This is a genomic window from Streptomyces sp. R44 (genome assembly GCF_041053105.1).
GTDB lineage: Bacteria > Actinomycetota > Actinomycetes > Streptomycetales > Streptomycetaceae > Streptomyces.
Genome location: NZ_CP163444.1, coordinates 2,713,141 through 2,730,526, shown reverse-complemented (window position 1 = coordinate 2,730,526; position 17,386 = coordinate 2,713,141). Strand labels below are relative to the sequence as shown.

General features: G+C 71.3%; 20 protein-coding genes and 1 tRNA gene. 7 read left to right on the top strand and 14 right to left on the bottom strand.

Annotated elements, in window-relative coordinates:
* Positions 1–18 precede the first annotated feature (18 nt).
* Positions 19–888 (bottom strand): TerD family protein, encoded by an 870-nt coding sequence (locus AB5J54_RS12715; RefSeq protein WP_369149305.1) that lies wholly within the window; start codon positions 886–888, stop codon positions 19–21.
* A 177-nt stretch (positions 889–1,065) separates the two neighbouring features.
* On the opposite strand from AB5J54_RS12715, the gene AB5J54_RS12710 reads away from it, so the two are divergent.
* The 3 genes from AB5J54_RS12710 to AB5J54_RS12700 all read left to right on the top strand — a co-directional run bounded on the left by AB5J54_RS12710 (position 1,066) and on the right by AB5J54_RS12700 (position 5,828).
* Positions 1,066–2,391, top strand: a complete 1,326-nt coding sequence (locus AB5J54_RS12710; protein WP_369144037.1) for an HpcH/HpaI aldolase/citrate lyase family protein — start codon at positions 1,066–1,068, stop codon at positions 2,389–2,391.
* 18 nt (positions 2,392–2,409) lie between these two features.
* Positions 2,410–4,941 carry a phosphoribosyltransferase gene (locus AB5J54_RS12705; RefSeq protein WP_369144036.1) on the top strand — a complete coding sequence of 844 codons (2,532 nt, stop codon included), beginning with the start codon at positions 2,410–2,412 and terminating at the stop codon, positions 4,939–4,941.
* A gap of 89 nt (positions 4,942–5,030) precedes the next feature.
* Entirely contained in the window at positions 5,031–5,828 is a 798-nt protein-coding gene (locus AB5J54_RS12700) for an HAD family hydrolase (RefSeq protein WP_369149304.1), read from the top strand.
* Here AB5J54_RS12700 and AB5J54_RS12695 read toward each other — a convergent pair.
* The 3 genes from AB5J54_RS12695 to AB5J54_RS12685 form a co-directional block, all read right to left on the bottom strand.
* Positions 5,825–6,034 (bottom strand): zinc ribbon domain-containing protein, encoded by a 210-nt coding sequence (locus AB5J54_RS12695; RefSeq protein ID WP_369144035.1) that lies wholly within the window; start codon positions 6,032–6,034, stop codon positions 5,825–5,827. The two genes, AB5J54_RS12700 and AB5J54_RS12695, sit on opposite strands and share 4 nt — an antisense overlap.
* A 32-nt stretch (positions 6,035–6,066) precedes the next feature.
* Positions 6,067–7,365 (bottom strand): hypothetical protein, encoded by a 1,299-nt coding sequence (locus tag AB5J54_RS12690; protein WP_369144034.1) that lies wholly within the window; start codon positions 7,363–7,365, stop codon positions 6,067–6,069.
* 135 nt (positions 7,366–7,500) lie between these two features.
* A complete protein-coding gene (locus AB5J54_RS12685) occupies positions 7,501–8,259 on the bottom strand; it encodes a DUF4097 family beta strand repeat-containing protein (RefSeq protein ID WP_369144033.1) in 759 nt (252 codons plus the stop codon).
* A gap of 167 nt (positions 8,260–8,426) precedes the next feature.
* On the opposite strand from AB5J54_RS12685, the gene AB5J54_RS12680 reads away from it, so the two are divergent.
* Positions 8,427–8,501: transfer RNA gene (locus AB5J54_RS12680), tRNA-Val, on the top strand.
* A 141-nt stretch (positions 8,502–8,642) separates the two neighbouring features.
* The gene (locus AB5J54_RS12675) at positions 8,643–9,281 is read left to right on the top strand and encodes a hypothetical protein (RefSeq protein WP_369144032.1); all 639 of its coding nucleotides are present in this window, start codon (positions 8,643–8,645) and stop codon (positions 9,279–9,281) included.
* Here AB5J54_RS12675 and AB5J54_RS12670 read toward each other — a convergent pair.
* From AB5J54_RS12670 to AB5J54_RS12625, 10 genes are all read right to left on the bottom strand, one after another.
* The gene (locus AB5J54_RS12670; RefSeq protein WP_369144031.1) at positions 9,259–10,410 is read right to left on the bottom strand and encodes a tyrosine-type recombinase/integrase; all 1,152 of its coding nucleotides are present in this window, start codon (positions 10,408–10,410) and stop codon (positions 9,259–9,261) included. The genes AB5J54_RS12675 and AB5J54_RS12670 overlap by 23 nt on opposite strands.
* Positions 10,410–10,598 carry an AlpA family transcriptional regulator gene (locus AB5J54_RS12665; RefSeq protein WP_030688058.1) on the bottom strand — a complete coding sequence of 63 codons (189 nt, stop codon included), beginning with the start codon at positions 10,596–10,598 and terminating at the stop codon, positions 10,410–10,412. Before AB5J54_RS12665 ends, AB5J54_RS12670 begins: the two co-directional genes overlap by 1 nt.
* The gene (gene repSA / locus AB5J54_RS12660; protein WP_369144030.1) at positions 10,595–11,992 is read right to left on the bottom strand and encodes a replication initiator protein RepSA; all 1,398 of its coding nucleotides are present in this window, start codon (positions 11,990–11,992) and stop codon (positions 10,595–10,597) included. The genes AB5J54_RS12665 and repSA overlap by 4 nt, the downstream gene beginning before the upstream one ends.
* 88 nt (positions 11,993–12,080) lie before the next feature.
* Positions 12,081–12,422 carry a SpdD-like protein gene (locus tag AB5J54_RS12655; protein WP_369144029.1) on the bottom strand — a complete coding sequence of 114 codons (342 nt, stop codon included), beginning with the start codon at positions 12,420–12,422 and terminating at the stop codon, positions 12,081–12,083.
* Between the two features lie 11 nt (positions 12,423–12,433).
* A complete protein-coding gene (locus AB5J54_RS12650; RefSeq protein WP_369144028.1) occupies positions 12,434–12,592 on the bottom strand; it encodes a hypothetical protein in 159 nt (52 codons plus the stop codon).
* Between the two features lie 20 nt (positions 12,593–12,612).
* Positions 12,613–12,804: a mobile element transfer protein gene (locus AB5J54_RS12645; protein WP_369144027.1), complete on the bottom strand. Its 192-nt coding sequence runs from the start codon at positions 12,802–12,804 to the stop codon at positions 12,613–12,615.
* 12 nt (positions 12,805–12,816) lie between these two features.
* Positions 12,817–13,509 carry a DUF2637 domain-containing protein gene (locus AB5J54_RS12640; RefSeq protein ID WP_369144026.1) on the bottom strand — a complete coding sequence of 231 codons (693 nt, stop codon included), beginning with the start codon at positions 13,507–13,509 and terminating at the stop codon, positions 12,817–12,819.
* A gap of 83 nt (positions 13,510–13,592) precedes the next feature.
* Positions 13,593–14,948, bottom strand: a complete 1,356-nt coding sequence (locus tag AB5J54_RS12635) for an FtsK/SpoIIIE domain-containing protein (RefSeq protein ID WP_369144025.1) — start codon at positions 14,946–14,948, stop codon at positions 13,593–13,595.
* A gap of 3 nt (positions 14,949–14,951) precedes the next feature.
* The gene (locus tag AB5J54_RS12630; protein ID WP_030688073.1) at positions 14,952–15,296 is read right to left on the bottom strand and encodes a hypothetical protein; all 345 of its coding nucleotides are present in this window, start codon (positions 15,294–15,296) and stop codon (positions 14,952–14,954) included.
* A gap of 138 nt (positions 15,297–15,434) precedes the next feature.
* The gene (locus AB5J54_RS12625; RefSeq protein WP_369144024.1) at positions 15,435–16,232 is read right to left on the bottom strand and encodes a GntR family transcriptional regulator; all 798 of its coding nucleotides are present in this window, start codon (positions 16,230–16,232) and stop codon (positions 15,435–15,437) included.
* On the opposite strand from AB5J54_RS12625, the gene AB5J54_RS12620 reads away from it, so the two are divergent.
* Both AB5J54_RS12620 and AB5J54_RS12615 read left to right on the top strand, forming a co-directional pair.
* Positions 16,233–16,697, top strand: a complete 465-nt coding sequence (locus AB5J54_RS12620; protein ID WP_369144023.1) for an NUDIX hydrolase — start codon at positions 16,233–16,235, stop codon at positions 16,695–16,697.
* A 10-nt stretch (positions 16,698–16,707) separates the two neighbouring features.
* The gene (locus AB5J54_RS12615) at positions 16,708–17,091 is read left to right on the top strand and encodes a hypothetical protein (RefSeq protein ID WP_369144021.1); all 384 of its coding nucleotides are present in this window, start codon (positions 16,708–16,710) and stop codon (positions 17,089–17,091) included.
* Positions 17,092–17,386: the final 295 nt, after the last annotated feature.

Here is a 17,386-nt window from a genome sequence, read left to right as displayed (position 1 = left end):
GCGGCCCCACGAGCGGCCTCACGAGACGAACTGGGGCCCCATCGGCGGCATGCGGAACTCCGATGCCGGGTTCTGCTCGGCGGCGGCCACCGGCTGGGGGTAGCCGTACGCGGGGGCCGGGTCGTTCACCGGCTGCTGCGGGTATCCGTAGGCGGGGGCCCGGTCCGGCATGGGCGGCACGGTCGGCTGCGGCGGTACGGGGGTGTGGACCACGGTCAGATCGAGATCGGGGTCGTGCGAGCCGGCCGGTCCCTGGGGGGCCTGAGAGGCGCCCTGGGCGGCTCCCTCGGCGGCGTCCTGAGCGGCGCCCTGCGCGGCGGCATCCTGGGCGGCGTCCTCGTCGACGGAGATGCCGAAGTCCGTGGCGAGGCCCACCAGGCCCGTCGGATAGCCCTGGCCCACCGCGCGGAACTTCCAGCCGTCCCCGCGGCGGTACAGCTCGCCGCAGATGACCGCCGTCTCCTCGCCGGTCTCCGCCGTCACGTCGAACAGCGCCAGCGGCTCGCGCTCCGGCCCCGCCACCGCGTCGTACAGCAGGATCCGCAGGTCGGAGACGGACCGGAAGGTGCCGCCGTCGGAGGAGGCCGCGATCACCACCCGGTCGACCGAGACGTCGAGCCCGGCCAGATCGGCCTCCACGGTGTCCGTCAGACCGTCGCCGACCCGCTTCTTCGGCAGCCGCCGCACCAGGCCCGAGGGGTGGCGCGGCTGGTTGTAGAAGACGAAGTCCTCGTCGGACCGCACGCGCCCGGACGGCCCCAGGAGCAGGGCGGAGGCGTCCACGTCGGGGACCCCGGGGCCCGGGGTCCAGCAGAGCACGGCCCGTACGGCCGCGGTGTCGAGAGGGACGTTGGAGCCCTTCAGCATCGCGTGCGTCATGACCGCAATCCTGCCCTCCCGCCCGACCCCCGGACAACGCGGGGGCGCCACGGATACCTGGAGGGGGTGACGGATGCTGACGAGTTACCTGAATTTCATGCGGGGAGGGAACTAAGGACACCCGTACCTACGTACTATTACCGGCCACGTGTCATCAGGGCCCGGAGAGGCAGACGGGGGACTTACATGCGTCATTTCGGGCACATCCCGTCCGCGGTGCGGACCGGGCTGTTCCACCGCGAGCCGGCCGAGTTCACCGCCGACTCGCCCGCCCGCACGCTCGCCGTGGCCCTGGGCGCCACGCTCTACAGCCCGGCCACCCGGCCCCGGCTCGCCGACGCCGTACGCAAACAGGCCGGCCGCGGAGTGGTCTCCATGGTCCTCTGCCTGGAGGACTCCATCAGCGACGCCGAGGTCGAGGCGGGCGAGGCCAACCTCGTCCGACACTTCGCCGACCTCGCCGCGGGGTCCGCGACGGACGCGGACCGCACCGCGGGGACGCGACACACGGCCGACCCCGCCGCGGGGACGCGACCCTCCGCCGACCTCGCCGCCGGGACGCGCTCCTCCGCCGACCCCGCCGCCGGGACGCGCCCCTCCGCAGGGACCGTGACGGACGCCGACACCGCCACGGAACTGCCCCTGCTCTTCATCCGGGTCCGCGAACCGCGCCAGATCACGGACCTCGTCGACCGCCTCGGCGACTCGGTGCGCCTGCTGTCCGGATTCGTACTGCCCAAGTTCACCGAGACCCGCGGCCACGCCTTCCTCGAAGCACTCACCCAGGCCGAGCGGACGAGCGGCAGGCGCCTCTTCGCCATGCCCGTCCTCGAGTCCCCCGAGCTCCTCCACCTGGAGACCCGGGCCGAGACCCTCGCCGGGATCGCCTCGATCACCGACAAGTACCGCGACCGCGTCCTCGCCCTCCGCCTCGGCGTCACCGACTTCTGCTCCGCCTACGGGCTGCGCCGCTCGCCCGACATGACCGCCTACGACATCAAGATCGTCGCGAACGTCATCGCCGACGTCGTCAACGTCCTGGGCCGCTCCGACGGCACCGGCTTCACCGTCACCGGACCCGTCTGGGAGTACTTCAGGCCCGGCGAGCGCATGTTCAAGCCACAGCTGCGCCGCAGCCCCTTCCTGGAGGGCCGCGCCGAGGACCTGCGCACCGCCCTCATCGAGCACGACCTCGACGGCCTGCTCCGCGAGATCGAACTCGACCGGGCCAACGGCCTGCTCGGCAAGACCTGCATCCACCCCACCCACGTGGTGCCGGTGCACGCCCTCTCCGTCGTCAGCCACGAGGAGTGGAGCGACGCCCAGGACATCCTGCGGCCCGAGCGGGACGGCGGCGGAGTGCTCCGCTCCGCCTATACGAACAAGATGAACGAAGTGAAGCCGCATCGCGCGTGGGCCGAGCGCACCCTCCTGCGCGCCGAGCTCTTCGGCGTGGCCAAGGAGGACGTCGGCTTCGTGGATCTGCTCACCGCCGGCCTGGCCGGCAGCTGACGAAGGGACGTCGACGACGTGGTGTGGACCGGAACGTGGGTCGCGGAGCGACTGGGCGTCGAACTGATCGGCGACGAGGAGCTGCCCGACCTGTTGGGCCTCGCACTGCGTCGCAACCCCAAGCGCGCGCACCTGCTGGTCTCCAGCGTGCTCGGCAAGCACGTGCCGCAGCGCCCCTCCGTCGTGTACGGCTCCGGCCTCGCCCTCGGCCGGCGCGTCCGCGAGCTCCTCGGCGACGAGGAGGCCGCCCGGTCCGTCGTCCTCGGCTACGCGGAGACCGCCACCGCCCTCGGGCACGCCGTCGCCGACGGCCTCGGCCTCGCCCCGTACCTCCACTCCACCCGCCGCCCGGTGGCCGGCGTCGCCCGCGCGGGCGGCTTCGAGGAGTCCCACTCCCACGCCACCTCGCACCTCCTGCTGCCGGAGGACCCGAAACTCCTCGCCGGCGACGGACCCCTCGTCCTCGTCGACGACGAGTTCTCCACCGGCAACACCGTCCTCAACACCATCCGCGCCCTGCACGAGCGCTACCCGCGCGAGCGGTACGTCGTGGTGGCCCTCGTCGACATGCGCTCCGCCGCCGACCTCGGCCGCCTGGACGCCTTCGCGACGGAGATCGGCGCCCGCGTCGACCTGATGGCCGGCGCCACGGGCACGGTCCGCCTCCCGGACGGGGTCCTGGAGAAGGGCCAGGCGCTGGTGGCGGAGCACACGGTGACGGCCTCCACCCCCGTACCCCTCCCGCGCGAGACGCCCGTACGGGTGGAACTCGGCTGGCCCGGCGACCTGCCGGACGGCGGGCGGCACGGCTTCACGACCGACCACCGGGAGCGCCTGGAGACGGCGCTTCCCACGATGGCGCAGGCGATCACGAAGGCGCTGCACCACGCGCCGGGAGGGGGCCACGAGGGCTCGGAGGCGCTGGATCTTCAGGACGCCCTGCAGGCCCCGAAGGCCCCAGGGGCCCCGGAATCCCCCGCACAGCCGCCCGCAGGCCCCCCGAACCGGCCCCGCGTGCTCGTCCTCGGCTTCGAGGAGCTGATGTACGCGCCGCTGCGCCTCGGCACCGCCCTGGAGGACGCGGGCCACGACGTGCGCTACTCCACCACCACGCGCTCGCCCGTCCTCGCCGTCGACGACCCCGGCTACGCGATACGCACCCGGCTCGTCTTCCCGGCCCACGACGACCCCGCCGACGGACCCGGCGAGCGCTACGCCTACAACGTCGCGGGCGCCGGCTTCGACGCCGTCGTCCTCGTCGTGGACTCCGCCGCCGACACCCCGGCCCTGCACGCCCCGGACGGCCTGCTCGCGCAGCTCGCCGCGCACATCCCGCGCGTCGTGCTCGCGGTGATCCCGTCCTACACACCCACGGTCTCCGCCACCGAAGCTCCCGAAAGGAGCTCCATGCTGCCCGAGCCCCTCCGCGGCCCCGCCTTCTCCTCGTACGCCCCCGAAGAGGTCGGCTGGCTGCTCCAGGACCTCTCGGACGTCGAACTCGAGGCCCCCACCGAGGAGCGCGAGGAGGCCATCCAGAGCGGCGGCGCCCACTACGCCGAGTCGCTCCCCGTCGAGTACCAGCCCAGCGAGCGCTACCAGGAGCTCTTCCACACGGCCCTGGAGAGCTCCGCCGCCCGCATCGCCCGCGCGGTCGGCACGGTCACCGAGACCGTCCTCGCCGAGCGGTCCGCGCGACCGGTCCTGGTCTCCCTGGCCCGGGCCGGCACCCCCGTCGGCGTCCTCATGCGCCGCTGGGCGAAGGCCCGCCACGGCCTCGACCTCCCGCACTACGCCGTCTCCATCGTGCGCGGCCGGGGCATCGACGCCAACGCGCTGCGCTGGCTGGCCGCCCACCACGACCCGGCCGACGTCGTGTTCGTCGACGGCTGGACGGGGAAGGGCGCCATCACCCGCGAACTCGCGGAAGCGCTCAAGGAGTTCGAGGGCTTCGACCCGGAGATCGCGGTCCTCGCCGACCCCGGCTCCTGCGTCCGCACCTACGGCACCCGCGAGGACTTCCTCATCCCCTCCGCCTGCCTCAACTCCACTGTCTCCGGCCTGATATCGCGTACGGTCCTCCGCTCCGACCTCGTCGGACCGAACGACTTCCACGGCGCGAAGTTCTACCGCGAACTGGCGGAGGCGGACGTCTCCGAGGCCTTCCTGGACGCCGTCGCCGCCCGCTTCGACGAGGTCGCCGCGACCGTCGACACGGACGTCAAGGAGCTCCTGGCCGCCGACCGCACCCCCAGCTGGGAGGGCTGGGCGGCCGTCGAGCGGATCAGCGAGGAGTACGGCATCCACGACGTCAACCTGGTCAAGCCGGGCGTGGGCGAGACCACGCGCGTGCTGCTGCGCCGCGTCCCCTGGAAGATCCTCGCCAAGCGGGGCGCGGACGCCGACCTCGCGCACGTCCGACTGCTGGCGGAACAGCGTGGCGTACCGGTCGAGGAGGTCGACGAACTCCCGTACAGCTGCGTGGGCCTGATCCACCCTCAGTACACGAGGGGCGCGACAGGCGCCGACGGCAAGGCGGTGGTGTCCCAGTGAGCACGAACACGAACACGACAACGAGCACGGGCACGACAACAAGTACGAGTACGGGCACGGGCACGGGCGCGGGCGCGGGAACAAGGACACTGGTCGCGAGCGACCTCGACCGCACCCTCATCTACTCGACCGCGGCCCTCGCCCTCGGCATGCCGGACGCCCAGGCGCCCCGGCTGCTCTGCGTGGAGGTCCACGAGTCCAAGCCGCTCTCGTACATGACCGAGGACGCGGCGGACCTCCTCGCGCGGCTGACCGCGGAGACCGTCTTCGTACCCACGACCACGCGGACGCGTAAGCAGTACCAGCGCATCCAGCTCCCGGGCACGGCACCGGCGTACGCGATCTGCGCCAACGGCGGGCACATCCTCGTCGACGGCGTCTCGGACCGCGACTGGCACGAGTCGGTCGTCCGCAGGCTCGCCGACGAATGCGCGCCGCTCTCCGAGATCCGCGCCTACCTCACCGCGACCACGGACCTGTCCTGGGTGCGCAAGCACCGGGTGGCGGAGGACCTCTTCGCCTATCTGGTCGTCGAGCGGGAGCGGCTCCCCGAGGACTGGCTGGACCGTTTCGGCGCGTGGGCGGGGGACCGCGGCTGGACGGTCTCGCTGCAGGGCCGCAAGGTGTACGCCGTACCGAAGCCGCTCACCAAGAGCGCGGCGGTCCGCGAGGTCGCCCGCCGCACGGGCGCGACGCTCACCCTGGCGGCGGGGGACTCGCTCCTCGACGCGGACCTGCTGCTCGCCGCGGACCGGGCCTGGCGCCCGGGCCACGGCGAACTGGCCGACAGTGACTGGACGGCCCCCCACCTCGACGTCCTCGCGGAGCGAGGGGTGGCGGCGGGGGAGGAGATCCTCCGCCGCTTCAGAGCGGCAGCGGCGTTCTAGCCGCAGCAACCCCCGCCGCAGCAGCCGCCGCCACCGCCCTGCGCGGGGGCGGCGGAGCTGCTTCCGCCGACGGCGACGGCCGAGAGCAGCTTCACGGTGTCGTCGTGCCCGGCGGGGCAGGAGGCGGGGGCGGAGGACTCGGCCATGGGACGGCTGAGCTCGAAGGTGTCGCCGCAGGTGCGGCAGCGGTATTCGTAACGAGGCATGGGACCAGGCTAACGGCGGGGCCCGCCGGACATCAGTGACCGGAGCCCCGCTCCTCCCGGATGAGGCCGACGACACGGGCGGCGGTGGCGCGGACGCCCTCCAGCTCGGTCAGGAAATGCCAGTAGTCCGGGTGACGACCCTCAAGACCGTCCACGGCCCGGTCGAGACGGGCGACGGCGTCGTCGAGGGGCCGGGCGTGGCGGGGGTCGGGGGTGTTCCGCCCGGCCATGGCGAGCCGCTGGGCGTCCCGTACGGCGAACCGGGCACGGTCGATCTCCGCCTTCGGGTCCTTCGCGACGGCGTCCAGGCGGCGCAGCCGGTCCCCGGCGGCCGAGACGGCCTCGTCGGTGGAGTCGAGGAGCGCGCGGGCGGTGGAGAGCAGGGAGGTCGCGTCGGGCCAGCGCTGCTCGGCCCGCGCCTTGCCGGCCTCGGCGATCCGCTCCTCGGCCTGCCGGAGGGTGACGACGGCCTGCTCGGGCACGTGCTGGAGGTCCTGCCAGCAGGCGGCCGAGTAGCGCCGCCGGAGCTCGGAGAGGACGGGCTCGACGCCCCCGGCGCGGGTGGTGAGCGCCTCGGTGCGGGTACGGAGCGACACCAGGCGCTTGTCGATCTCGGCGGCCCGCTCGGGGAGCCGCTCGGCCTCGGCGCGTACGGCCTCGGCGTCCCGCAGCACCCGGTCGGCGCGCTGGAGCGTCTCGGGGACGCCGTGCCGGCCGGCGCCCTCGTTGAGGCGGGTCAGCTCGGGCCCGAGCGCGGCGAGCCGGGCGGCGAGGTCATCGGCGCGCAGCCCGCCCTCGCGTACGACATCCAGGGCACCGCTCGCGCCCCGCAACGCCTGCCGGGCCCGCTCGACGGCGGGCGCGAGCCGCGCGAGCTGGGTCTCGGCACGCCCGAGGAGCGGGGCGAGCCCTTCCTCGAAGCGCTCCAACTCGCCCTTGACGCGGTCGAGCTCCTCCTTGGCGCGGGTCAGCTCGGCACGAGCGCGCGAAGCGGTCCCGGCATCCAACTCGTCCCGATCGAGATCATGAGCGTCGACAGCGGAGATATAGGCATGACTGACCTCATCGATCCGCCGCCCCAGCGCCTCGAACCCCTCGACGGCGCGACGAGCGTCCGGCGAACTGTCGACGGCCGTGATGGTCTCGATGGAGATGCGGAGCCCGCGCTGGGCCGTGTCGAGCTCGTAGAAGGCGGCAGCGGCGGCGTCCTTGGCGGCCTGGGCCTCGGCCCGCTGCCCCTCACCGCGCCCGCCGAACCACCGGCGGGTCCCGCCGCCGGCGAAGGCCTGCGGCAGCAGCGCACCCACGAGCAGAGGAAGCGCGAAAGCCAACCGGAACGCGGATGAAGACCTGGGCGCCGAAGTACCCCTCACACCACTCGCCGCCACGTACTACTCCCCGTGCTGTGTCCGCCGTGCCCGGTCCGGTTCATTCTCCCACCCGGTAAGGACGAACACACGGCCCGGTCAGTTCACCGTGCGCGCTACGACATCTCCGTCGTCACTGCGCAGACGGACGACGTGCCCGCTGCCCTCACGCAGAGGCACCTCGATACGAACATCCCCGTCGTCACTGGCGCCGGACGCCTCGTACGCGCCCTGCGGCACGGCCAGGGCGACGTCACCGTCCTCGGTGACGACGTCGACGTCGAGGGGAACGGCGTCGAGGGTGACGTGCACATCCCCGTCGTCGGCCCGCACGAGGACAGAAGGAGAAGTGACGGAACCGTCAACGCTGACATCCCCGTCCTGACTCCCGAGATCAAGCCCCCCACTCACCCTCCGCACGCGGACGTCCCCGTCGTCGGACCGCACCTTGAGGGGCGTGGTGAAGCCCTCGGCGGTGACGTCCCCGTTGCCGTCCTCGACGCTGACGGCGACCCCGCGGGGCACCTGGATCCGGTGGACGGCAGAGCAGCTGGCGGCGACGGCGTCGCAGTCCACCCTCAAGGTGAGCCTCCCGTCCTCCAGCTTCCAGCTCGCCTCGGGCCCGGACCCCATGACCACCCACCCGTCGACCTGCCGCTCCACCCGCACGCCGTCGACGTCGGCGGGCGTGATCACCAGATCGGAATCGTCCGAGTCGACGGTGAGCACGTCCCCGTCGAACGCGAACGTCCTCCGCTCCACCGGCGCCCCCTCGGCACCGGCACCCCCACACCCGGCGAGCGCGATCACGGCGACCCCGGAGGCGAGCAGCACACGGAACCGGCGACCTACGGCCATGACGATCATTCCCCCAGAGAGACCCGACGACCCCCCGACGCTACGACCCCACCACCCCGGGTCACGATCAGGCGACCCACCGTCCCGAGGGTGGGGCTACCCCCCCCCGTCCCCCCATCCGTTTGCAGCACCCACCCCCCGGCCATGTAGGCTGTTGCCTCTTCCACGGGTGCGTAGCTCAGGGGTAGAGCGCTGCTCTTACAAAGCAGATGTCGGCGGTTCGAAACCGTCCGCGCCCACCAGGGAAAAGGCCCCCAGTCGATCTTGACTGGGGGCCTTTGACATCCACATCTGACATCAACGTCCATGGTCATCTGGGCTCTGGGGCCTGCCCGGCTGATCATGATGAGCGTCAGGGCTGCGATTCCGTCGAAGGGGGAACGGTGGAGGACGTTTTCGACGCGACTGGCAGACCGCCGAAGGGCTGGATGCACGCGATCTTCCACGGCGGTCCGTACGGGGAAGACGTGGGCCGCTGCATTCCTGGCCCTCCCGCGCCGGAAACCCTCGCGGTGCCGCTGGCGGAGGGCGGTGTCCACACGTACCGCCTGTGGACGGTGGGCTCGTGGTCCGATCCGGAAGACCCCATAGCCGTCTACAACCCTGACGGACCTCCCGTACCGCCGTCTCTCCTGACCGGCCAGGAGAAGGAGTGGCTCCGGGATAGGCATCAGAAGGAGGGTCTTGGGCCGCTCAAGCTTGTCGCGCTGGACGCTGGCGGACGGCTGGTCCGCGACCCCGACGCCCCCACCATCGAGGCGATGCTTGCCGGACTGCAGCGCAGGGAGCACATGCTTCTCCAGCGGGTGACCGACCATGATGAGGGCGACTGGTACCTCCAAGTCCTGCTCGACGAGGACGACGCCTACGAGGTGGTTCACCAAGCGGGTACGGCCACTGAGCGCGATGGGACGCGGTCAGCTTCTCGGGCAGCAGTCCGTGATGCCGTCCTCCGCTGGGCAGCCGATCAGCCGAGCTGGCGATCTGCATTCGAAGGGCCTAAGACCGGGGACGACTCCTGAGCAGCCGGTCCATGTGACTCACGGCTTCACGCTGGGTGTCCTGGACGACATGGGTGCAGACGTTCATGGTCACGGCGATCTGGCTGTGGCCGAGGATCTCCATGACGACGCGGGGTGGGACGCCGGCGGCGGTGAGGAGCGTCGCCGTACCGTGCCGGGCATCGTGCAGCCGGACGACACGGAGGTCGGCGTTCTTCGCGACGCGCGTGAACGAGCGGTAGAGGTTGCGCGGCTCGATGGGCTGCCCGGTGCGGGTGGTGAAGACGTACCCGGTCTCCGTCCACTTTTCTCCAGCGCGCTCGCGGGCGGCGGCCTGCTTGAGCCGCTGCCACCGCAGAGGAGCGACGCAGATCGCAGGGAGCGGAAGCGTCTGCTTGCGCCGGCGCCCCTTGGGATCGTCCTCGTACACCTCCCCGGCGACCCGCTGACGCTGAGTTCTGACCCGGATCTCCCTCTTGTCGAGGTCCACGTTCTCCCAACGGAGGCCGACGACCTCACCGCGGCGGAAGCCGAGGGCGATGGCGAGCACGAAGGCGGCGTACAGCGGGTCCTTCCGGGCGGCGGCGAGGAAGTCCAGCGTCTCGTCGAGCGACCAGGGCGAGAGCTCCCGGGCGGCGACGGTGGGCGGCTCGACGAGCGTCGCGACGTTCCGGCTCACCAACTCCTCACGGCAGGCCGCAGTGAGGGCGGTGCGCAGAACGCGATGGGACTCCTTGGCCGTGGCGGCGCTGGTCTTCTTTTCCAGCTGGACGAGGAAGCGCCGTACGTCGGCGACGCTGAGGGACTGCAGCCGCTTGGTGCCGAGCATCGGCACGAGGTAGAGCCGGAGGTGCACCTCGTACTTGGCGGCGGTGGTCCGCTTCCGGCGTGGCTTGACGATGTTGTCGAGCCAGTACGGGAGCCACTCGGCGAGCTTCATCGAGCGGGTGGGGACGGGGACACCGTTGTCGACTGCGTCGAGGAGTGCGCGGCGCTTGGTGTCGCACTCCGCCCAGGTCTTGCCGTAGGCGAACTTGCGGGCCGTCGTGCCGTCGGGCTGGAGGACGTAGACGGCGGCCTGATAGCGGCCGTCCTTCCGCTGGGTGATGGTGCCGGCCCCGTTGGGATTGCGCTTGCGCTGGCTGGCCATCAGGCGGCCTCCTCGATCTGGTTGTCGATGAAGTCCCGGACGGCGTCGGCGGGGACGCGGCGCGACCGGCCGATGGTGAGGGAGACCAGGCGGCGGGACCGGATGAGGTCGTAGACGGTCGAGCGACCAAGCTTGAGGCGTGCCATGACCTCCGGCACGGTCAGCAGCTCAGGGGTGGCGGTGGTCATGCCACAGCTCCTTCCAGGGCGAGTTGGTCGCGTAGGGCTTCGCGAGCGGTCTCGCGGTTGAGTGCGATGTCCCTGGCGATGGAGGCGGCGAGGGCGGCCTCACCGGGGGAGTGGCCTTGGCCGGCGTACGTCCAGGAGGTGAGGATAAGGACGGTGTCCGGTTCGATGTCGTCGAGGCCGCGGGCGGTGCGTTCTTGGGCGGCGCGGTAGTCGGCGCGGGTCTGGCGGAGTTCGCTCAGGGTGGTGGAGTACTGGCGGGACTTGGTGGAGAAGTGGCCGCGGAAGCCGAGCATGTGGGCCCAGGCGAGGAGGCGGCGATCCGGGTACAGCGGGTCGAGGTCGAAGCAGGCTTCGACGAGGCGGCGGGTGTGGTCGGGGACGTCGAGGAGGACCAGGGCTTCACGGTTGCCGACGCGACGGTCGAGGCTGCCGGTGGTCTCCGCGGCTTTGGTGGCGTACTTGGCGATGTAGGAGGCGACGGCCTGTTCGGTGATGTCGGAGCCGTCGCCGAACGCCTTCACGGGCCGGATGTCGAGCTGGGTGCCCCAGCGGAGGCGACGTAACGGCTGATGGCCAGCGGCGGGGATGGTGACGGTCGTGTACGCGTGGGTGGCGGCGGCCTGGATGGCGTCGGTGAGACGTTCGGTGGTCGCCCACGACGGCGGCGGGGAGTCGGGACCGTCCGGGCCGTCGATGCGGATGACGGCGTGAAAGTGGACGGCGCCCCGCTTCTGGAACTCGGCAACCTTCCCGTACGAGATCCGGGCGACCGCCTTCAGCTCCCGCTGCGAAAGGCAGGCCACGGCGGCGACCTCCCGGCGGAGGCGGTTCGTGAACCTCTGCCAGAGCTGCCCGGCGTGGTTGTTGAAGAGGACGGCGGCGGCGTAGTCGTACGACTTGAGGTCGAGCGGCGTGCCGAGGGCGTCGTCGTCCTCGGCGTGGCGGGTGCCGCAGCTGCACGGCCGGGTGCCGGGCCGGTTGTGGACCGGGCCGAAGGACGGGGCGGTGAGGGTGAGGAAGACGCGGGGGTGTTCGCGGACGGCGGCGGGGATGTCCCGGCGGTCGTCCCCGGCGAGGCCGGCGCGGATGAGGTGGTACGTGTCGCCCGCGTACGTCCACGCGCAGGCGGGGCAGCGGGAGGCCCGGCGATTGCCGCAGGCGATCCGGAGCCGTGCACCCGGTTCGGTGTCGGTGGAGTACCGGTGCAGGGTCTCGCCAGTGGCTTTGTCCCGGGCGAGGGTCCAGCCCTGGAGGTGGATGGGGTGGGAGCAGCCGCCGGTGCGGTGGATCTGCTCCTTCCAGCGGTCGAAGCCGGGGGACCCGGCCACCCGGAGCATGTCGCCCAGAGTGGCGGTGTTGAACCCCGCCGACGAGGCGGCTGGGACGGTCATCATGGAGTGCTTCCTTCTGGTTCTGCGAGCCGGGTAGGGGCGGGGCTTCCAGGCGGCGGAGACTTGGCGGTTGAGCCGCCCGGAGGCCCGACTAGCGGCGCTGCTGGCCGTTGAGGAGCGAGCGCAGGACGACGGCGCACACGGCGACCGAGGCGGCGCTGATGGCGACGGCGAGGAGCATGGAGACCAGGACCGTGCCGACGACGAGGACGGCACCCGCGCCACCGGCGACGACGACAGCCAGGCCGGCCGGGGTGAGGCGCACGGCGGAGGATGGTGCCGGGACCGGAGCAGAGGCCGGGGCGTGGCGGTGGTTGCAGGCCGCCGTGTCGACGGTGTGGTGGGGCGCGATGTCGACGGTGGCGGTCGGCTGGACGAGCGGGGTGACGATGCCGGTCGGAAGAGGGTTGACCGGGATGCGCGGCTGGAACATGACGGTTCTCCCTACTTGTTGATCGTGGTGTCGATGAGCGGGGCGAGGACGCTGTCGGCGAGGAGGTAGCCGCCGAGGAGGATCACGGCGACGAGCCACCAGGGCGGGCGGATGAGCTTGACGCCGAGGCCGCCGACGACGATCAGGGCGAGCCAGAGCGGGACGTCCATGACGCGGGTCTCCTTCGAGGTCAGCGGGGCTTGCAGCGGTGGGTACGGGCGGCGAGCTGGGCGGCCGAGGAGCTGGAGTACTCGGCGGACCAGCCGCAGCCCTCGGAGGTGCACACGGCGGCGTACTTGGTGCGGCCGTGGCGGTCGCGGTGGGTGCCGATCTGCACCGGTCCGATCCGCATCACGGAGTGGAAGTGGTCGCGAGGGGCCATGAGGGTCTCCCTTCAGGCGAGCTGGGCGGCGATGGCAGCGGCCATCAGGGGCGGGACGCCGAGGCGGGTGCGGAGGGTGTCGGCGTCGATCGGGTAGCCGGTCCGAGCGCGGTAGTCGTCGGCGACCTTCCGGGCGTGAGCGACGAGGGCCGGCGGTACGGAGACGGGGGCGGGTTCGGACTTCGGGACCGGCTCCGGAGAGGGAAGGGCCGGGGCGGCGGCGATTTCGGGCTCCGGCTCGACCACGTCATCCCGCTCGATGACCGCTTCCACAGCCGAGGGTTGCTCGGCGGTGTCCGTGTCGGGTTCGGCAGGCTTGGCGACCGCCGAATGTCCAGGGGAGTGGACAAGAAGGGTCCCGCCGAGGAACGCGAGGGCGGGCCAGCCCGCGACGAGGATGCGCAGCCAGGCGGGAACGTGGCCGAGGTCGAGGAGACCGGCGGTGGCGACGTTCGCCCCGAGCGACGCGGCCAGGGCGACCATGAACCACGTCCAGGCCGAGCGGGCAGGCTCACCGGCGGCCCGCGAGGTCCGCAGCCGATGCCAGGCGGCGACGAGCAGGAGATCCACGGAGACCGGGTAGGCCCAGGCCTTCCAACCGGACTGTCCGGCAGCCGCAGCCAGGTCGTGCAGATGAGCGAAGGACAGGGCGCCGGCGATCACGGCTTGTACGAGGACGGCGTCCGGTCGGCGGATGGGACGCATCGGAGGGTCCTCCTTCCGGTTTCGGGCATGGGAGGGGTAGGGACCTGGCGTGAAGCGGTCACGCCGCCGTGGAGCGAGGGGATTCAGGCGATCGCGGGAGCCGTGACGGTTGAGGGCGCCGCGGCTTTGCCCAGGGGCGGCAGGACGGGCCGGAAGGCGTCCAGCGCGGGGATCTCCGGCGTGCGGTGGGCGTGGGAGTTCGCGATGTTCACGGCCCGCCGGAGCGTGAGGTGGGGAGTACGGATGCGGACCCACCCACCGGAGGAGTCGCCGGCGACGGCGGTGCCGGGCCGGTCGGTGCGGATCTGGACCGTGGCGAGGACGGCGTCCGGGGCGATGTCGCCGAAGGCCATGTTCGCGGACGTCTCGTCGTTGACGCGGTGGGCGGTGCGGCCGGTGAGCTGGGCGCGAAGCATGGTGATGCCCTTGCCGAGCTCGGAGCCGAAGCGTTGTCCGCAGATCTCCAGGTAGATGCCGGCGGCGCGGCCGAGCTGGGCGAGCCGGACGAGGGAGGTGATGATCCGATCCCGCCGCTTCTCTTCGTCCTTCGTGGCGTAGAGGGCGAGTTCGGCGACCTCATCGACCAGGAGCACGATCGGGGTCGGTCGCAGGTGATCGGGTAGGTCCCAGATGTCGGCGGTGATCTCTGCATCCGGCAGGTCTGCACTCAATCTCTGCTCGCGGCGAATCAGTTGGTAGACGTCCTCCATGTGCTCGACGAGCGCGTCGAGGAGGTCGGCGGCGGCGTCAGGGGTGTCGCCCAGGGCAGTGAACCGCCGGGCAAGCGGGGCAAGTTCAACGGCCTGCTTGCAGTCGATCCCGACCAAAGCAACGTCCAGCGGAGCGAGCGCGGCAACAAGATTGCGCTGATAGACGGACTTCCCGGACTGTGTGGCACCGACGTTCAGTGCATGCGGGGTCTGGCGGTAGTCGCGGTAGTAGACCTCTCCGTCCTCCCGCATGGCGACCGGAACGCGCATCACCCCAGCACGGGCAGCCGCGGGCATCTGGACCCGCTTGAGGACGTCGTAGCCGGTCATCCGCAGCTCGACGACACCCGAGCGGACCTCCCGGGCGGTGACGTTCTGCATGACGAACGAGTGCCGGAGCCGGTCCGAGGCGGCGGAGAAGTCGAACGCGTCCTGCCCGGGCCGCAGCTTCACCCGCAGGACGAGCCCGGTACGCGTCGGCCGCAGCCGCAGGATCCGGGGCGCCCGCGAGTCGGGGATAGGCCGGCCGGTCATCCGGGCCAGCGCCAGGCGCCAGCGCGAGGGCGGGACGGTCAGCCCGCACGCGTCCATGACCGACGCGTACCGGGCGAGGATGCGCACCACGGCGAAGACGACGCCGAAGCTCATCCAGTACCAGGCCGGACGCTGCCACCGCAGCAGCAATGCGACGCTGGCGACCAGCGCGAGGGTGACCGTTAAGGCGGTCATGGGTCACCCGACCTTCGCGGCGGCGAGCGAGGTGACGGCGACGGCGCGGAAGCTGATGCCGTGGCGCTTCTGGCCGTTGAACTCGTTCTCCCACGGCCGGGCGACGACGCCGGTGAGGGCGACCGGGGTGCCCATGGAGAGCTCCTCGGAGATGCCGGTCTTGGGCACGGTCAGATTGAGGATCTCGGCGTTGCCGTCCATGACGAACATGACGTCGACCGTCATGAGCGGGGCACCGGTGTCCCGGTCGGTGGCGATCTCACCGGTCTGCCGGTTCGCGATCTTCGGGGCCGGGGGCTGGGCCACCATCACCATCGCGGCGGAGGTGTCGACGGGGATCTGACGCACAGTGGATCACTCCTCTATAGAGGTCGGGCTCCTTCACTCCTGTATAGGAGTGATGTGAAGAAGAGTGCCTCACTCCTGTACATGAGTCAACCCGCCGCGGAAAGAAACCGCAGCGGGTTGAGGGGAGTTGAGCGGGCGTCAGTCGGTCGCGGGGATCCGGTACTGGAAGACGAACTGGTCAGCGGCCATGAGGGTGTCGCAGACCTCCACGACCCGCCCCTTCGTGGTCACCGCGTCCCGCACCAGCTGAATCACGGGGGCGCCAGGACTCAGAGCCAGCTCGGACGCCTCCGCCTTCGCGGCCGGCCGAGCCTGAAGGGTCTCCACGAACTCGGCGAAGGTGTGGCCGTGGTCTTCGAGCCGGGCGTAGATGCCACCGGGGCCGGGGTTCTCGGCGAACAGCTCGGGGATGTCCTTCACCACGTCCCACGGCAGGTACGACGAGGCGGTCTCGACGGGCGTCCCGTTCCGGAAGTACAGCCGCCGCCGCGCGAGCACCTGAGTTCCCGCGTCGACACCAAGTCGCTCAGCGATGTCCGTCGGCGCCTCCATGGGCCCGATGTAGAGAACGCTCACCTTGGCGGTCGCGCCAGACTGCTCGGACTCGGCAAGGTAGGCAGCCTTACCGCCCCGCCGGTGAGAAGCGCGGAACCGATCCGAAGACCGAAGCCGTACGGGAGGCCGATCCTTCACGATCGAGCCCTTGCCGTGCCGAGTCTCGACGAGCCCACTGGCCCGAACCTCGACCATGGCCTTCCGAATAGTCCCCCCAGCAACCCCGTACCGCTCGACAAGCTCCGACTCACTCGGAACCATGTCGCCGGCCTTGAGGACGCCGGACCGGATCTGCTGGACGATCTCGTCCGCGATCTGCACGTACCGAGGTACGGCCCTGCCAGCTCCTGCTGGAGTTCCCACAGTCCTACCCACTCTCATATGCTCCTGTACATGAGTAACGGGAGCGCGGGAACAAAGTCAACGCCACTCCACTCGGTGTCCGTGGGCGGAGCGGTCGTGCGCGAAGACGGCCGCCTCCTGGCCATCCGCCGAGCGGACAACGGCACGTGGGAGCTCCCGGGCGGAGTCCTCGAACTCACCGAGGCACCGGAAGCAGGCGTAGCCCGCGAGGTCCTGGAGGAGACGGGCATCCACGTCGAGGTGGACGAGCTGACGGGCGTCTACAAGAACACCATCCGCGGCATCGTCGCCCTGGTCTTCCGCTGCAAGCCCTCCGGCGGCTCCGAGCGAATCTCGGACGAGTCCACCGCGGTCGACTGGCTAACGCCGGCCGAGGTCGAGGAGCGCATGGCGGAGGTCTACGCGATCCGCCTCCTGGACGCCCTGGACGGAAACGGCCCCCACGTCCGCAGCCACGACGGCAAGAAGCTCATCCGTCACTAGTGTGCTGGGCATGACCGAGTCGACGTCCGCCAGACGAGCACCGAGGCATCTCAGCGAACTGCGAGGTATCTACGACCTCCTTGAAGAGGTCCGATTGCGCCCAGGGATGTGGGTCCGCGGCAGCTCCCTTCAGCACCTCGACTCCATGCTGACTGGCTACTGGATCGCCCTGGAGATCCATGGCGTGGACGAGGAGTCCGACTTTGCCAACCGTGGCCCGTTCAGTGACTGGCTTTGGAAGCGACTTGGCATGCAGTACCCCAGCGCGCTCGGGTGGGCCGTCGAGATCGAACGAGAGGCTGAGCGAAGGGACATGCCGACCATCGAGCTCTTCTTCGCTCTCCTCGACGAGTTCATGGCAGCCGGCGCCAGTGCATCCGAAGCCACAGACTAGGTGCGGTAAGAGTTTCTCTACTTCATCAAGGCACCCGCCGCGCACGGCGCGGCGCGCGCGGCCCGTCGCCCGGGCCTGCGCTCCTGTCTGCGCCCCGCTCCAGCCCGGGCGCCGTCCGCACGCCTGACGGCTCGGGTTGATGGGTGACGAACCCACGATGCGGCCGAGGCGGGACGCGAGTGCGGCTCAGGGCGATGCCTCCGGCGGGGGCGCTCAGGCTCCGGGATGGAGGGGGCCGGTGCGCGGGTGCCGGCCGGTGGGGCGGGGCGGGATGGGAGTTGGGGGCATGGCTGGC